The following is a 3,279-nucleotide window of genomic DNA, read 5'->3' as shown; positions in this document are numbered from 1 at the left end:
GGACAAGGTGGTCGGCAGGCTCTGCCCACGCGCTCGTACGTCAGCGGCCGGACATGCGGACGGCGGCGCCAAGACGTCCCGAAACCCCGACCAACTCAGTCATCTCACTGTCCTCCCAACTCGGACCTGACACGTGGTCCTCACACATGGATCTTTCACCGGCACTCTCAGACACCCGCTGAGACGTCCAACGCCTCCCGCTGGTGCGCCAGTTGGCGGGAGGCCGGAGCGTTTGAGTGATGAGGGCCGAGCTGGCTACTGTCTGCGGCATGAAGACGACAGCGCCCGCCGAGCGGGACATGCAGGCGACGACCGCGACGGGACGGGATGCGCGGACGGCGGTTCTCACCCGCGCCAAGCGGGCCAACGTGCCGCTGCGCAAGACCTTCGTCCAGGCCAACAAGGGCGCCGCCAGCCGCCACGGCCCTCTGAAGGACTTCGTGACGGGCAGGGACCTGCGGGGCCTCAAGGCCTACCTGCTCATCGTGGCCGCGTGCAGCAACGGGGACAACGGCTGGTCCACCACCCACGACAGCGCGGTGTGGGCGCGCCTCATGGACATTCACGAGACCGCGACCGACCAGTCCGCCCGTACGGGCGCCTGGCGGACCCTGCGCAGACTGGAAGCACGCGGTCTGGTCACATGCGGCCGTGAGGGCACCATGATCACGGTCACGCTCCTGCGCGAGGACGGCAGCGGCGACGACTACGACCGGCCCGTGGGTGACACGGAGGAGAACCGCTTCCTTCAGATCCCGACGACGTTCTGGACCCTGGGCCGCGACGAGCAACTGGACCTGCCGGGCCTGGCCCTGTTCCTGGTCGTGGCCCGTGAGAAGAACTGGTCGACGTTCCCCGCGGAGAAGGCCCCCGAGTGGTACGGCTGGTCCGCCGACAGCCACGAACGCGGCCTGAAGAAGCTCGTGGCTCTCGGCTACGTCGAACGCCGCGAACACCGCACCAAGGCCCCGCTCTCCCCGCTCGGCTTCACGGTGGCCCACCAGTACCAGCGCACCGCCGCCACCCGGCCCCGCAAACCCAGGAAGACGGCACCCTCCGCGTCCCGCTGACGCCCCGGGCGCGAACATCAGCGCCCGCCGGGCCTACCGCGTACTTCCGCGCACCATCAGCCGACACCCCGGGAGGGAWYMCCGTGCCGACCGCCSGCGACGGCCACCGCGTCCCCCGCTCCGGCCCCGGCCCCGGCCGCCGCGCCCTCGGCCGTCGGCGCCTATGACGACACGTACTACAAGGACGCGCTCGGCAAGACGGGACCCGCGCTCAAGTCGGCGCTGCACACGATCATCAGTGACCAGACCAAGCTCTCGTACGCCCAGGTCTGGGACGCCCTCAAGGCCACCGACGAGGACCCCGCCAACAGCTCGAACGTCATCCTGCTCTACAGCGGCACCTCGCGGAGCAAGAGCGCGAGCGGCGGCGACCAGGGCGACTGGAACCGCGAGCACGTCTGGGCCAAGTCCCACGGCGACTTCGGCACGTCGACCGGGCCCGGCACCGACATCCACCACCTCCGCCCGGAGGACGTCACGGTCAACAGCATCCGGGGCAACAAGGACTTCGACAACGGCGGCAGCGCGGTGTCGGGCGCCCCCGGCAATCTCACCGACGGCGACTCCTTCGAGCCCCGTGACGCGGTCAAGGGCGACGTGGCCCGCATGATCCTCTACATGGCCGTGCGCTACGACGGCGAGAGCGGCTTCCCCGACCTGGAGCCCAACGACAAGGTCGACAACGGCAGCGCGCCCGCCATCGGCCGCCTCTCGGTACTGAAGCAGTGGAGCGACGAGGACCCGCCGGACGCCTTCGAGAAGAACCGCAACCAGGTCATCTTCGACAAGTACCAGCACAACCGGAACCCGTTCATCGACCACCCGGAGTGGGTGCCCGCGATCTGGTGACGCGCGGGGCCGGTGCGGGGCGGCGCGACGGCGCGCCCCCGCACCGCCCCACAACTCCTGGGGCGGGCAGAGCGTTTCGGCCCGGACCGTCTAGATTGATGCTTGATCGTCGGATCACCGGCACGTCAAGCCACATCAGTCACGTCAGGCCCTCAGGAGGTCCCGTGTCCGACCACGACCCGCAGCTCGACTCCGCCGCCGGCGTCCGTGCGCGCATCGACACCAGCAAGCCGCACTCGGCGCGGTTCTGGAACTACTTCGTGGGCGGCAAGGACAACTACGAGAAGGACCGGGAACTCGGCGACCAGATCAAGGAGATCTTCCCGGGTCTGGTCGACGTGGCGCGCACCAGCCGCCTCTTCCTGGGCCGCGCGGTCAGGCACCTGGCGGGCGAGCAGGGCATCCGCCAGTTCCTCGACATCGGCACCGGCCTGCCCACGGCGGACAACACGCACCAGGTCGCGCAGCGCGTCGCGCCGGACTCCCGCATCGTGTACGTCGACAACGACCCGCTGGTCCTCGCCCACGCCCGCGCCCTGCTGACCAGCACGCCCGAGGGCGAGACGGCGTACATCGACGCCGACCTCTACGACCCCGACACGATCCTGCGCGAGGCGTCGAAGACCCTCGACCTCTCCCGGCCGGTCGCCCTGATCATCCTGAACACCCTCGGCCATGTCGCCGAGCACAGCCGTGCCCGGGACCTGGTCACCCGTCTGATGGCGGCGCTGCCGTCCGGCAGCTACCTCGTCATCAGCGACTCCACGGCCACCAGCGACGGCATGATCGCGGCGTCGAACGAGTACAACAGGAGCGGCGCGATCCCCTACTACGTACGCAGTGTCGAGGAGATCGCCGCCTTCTTCGACGGCCTCGACCTGGTGGAACCGGGCGTGGAGCAGGTCACCCGGTGGCGCCCGGAGACGCCGGACGCGGACGCGGTGAAGGTCGACGCCTACGGAGCGGTGGGACGCAAGCCATAGCGTTGGGCGCTTGGTGTTCGGCCCGCGCCCGATGGATGAGTTCCGGCCCCGGGAGCGGTCCGCCTCTCGACCGGCCGGGCTCCCTGGGGCCCGGCGACCGGGTGGAGGTTCGGGCCGTCGTCTCCGTGGACACCGAGGGCAGCGCGCCGATGGCCCGGTGGCGAGATGGCCGCCGGAGCTGGCGTCGCCGGTGGTGGTCCGCACGCCCGAGGCCGTATGCCTGATGACCAGCCCCCTCCCACGTCCCCGGCTGCTACGGCTGGGTGGGCGGCACCGGCACAATGGCCCACCGCACCCCGTCAGGCAGGGCCGAGGCGGGCGGGCACACCGGCCGGTTCTCGCGGTGACCTGCCTGGTCAACTCCGCCCCGTGCCGAC

At 70.4% G+C, this 3,279-nt stretch carries 2 protein-coding genes and 1 pseudogene; all 3 read left to right on the top strand.

Annotated features, from left to right (window positions below):
* The first annotated feature begins 269 nt into the window (after nt 1-269).
* The 3 genes and pseudogenes from AB8Z36_RS35655 (at nt 270) to AB8Z36_RS35645 (ending at nt 2,902) form a co-directional block, all read left to right on the top strand.
* Nucleotides 270-1,070 (top strand): hypothetical protein, encoded by an 801-nt coding sequence (locus AB8Z36_RS35655; RefSeq protein ID WP_369217535.1) that lies wholly within the window; start codon nt 270-272, stop codon nt 1,068-1,070.
* Nucleotides 1,071-1,169: 99 nt separating this feature from the next.
* Nucleotides 1,170-1,919, top strand: a pseudogene (locus AB8Z36_RS35650) (endonuclease I family protein); the annotation flags it as partial.
* 164 nt (nt 1,920-2,083) lie between these two features.
* The gene (locus tag AB8Z36_RS35645; RefSeq protein WP_369217534.1) at nt 2,084-2,902 is read left to right on the top strand and encodes an SAM-dependent methyltransferase; all 819 of its coding nucleotides are present in this window, start codon (nt 2,084-2,086) and stop codon (nt 2,900-2,902) included.
* Nucleotides 2,903-3,279: the final 377 nt, after the last annotated feature.

Origin of the sequence: Streptomyces flavofungini, from assembly GCF_041028215.1 — a bacterium.
Classification (GTDB): Bacteria; Actinomycetota; Actinomycetes; order Streptomycetales; family Streptomycetaceae; genus Streptomyces; species Streptomyces flavofungini_B.
Note: the sequence above shows the minus strand (reverse complement) of the source record. Positions and strands in the feature narration are given on the sequence as shown.

What these genes read in the sequence shown, in the direction of transcription:
- AB8Z36_RS35655 (WP_369217535.1), top strand. Translation starts at nt 270, where the DNA reads ATGAAGACGACAGCGCCCGCCGAGCGGGACATGCAGGCGACGACCGCG.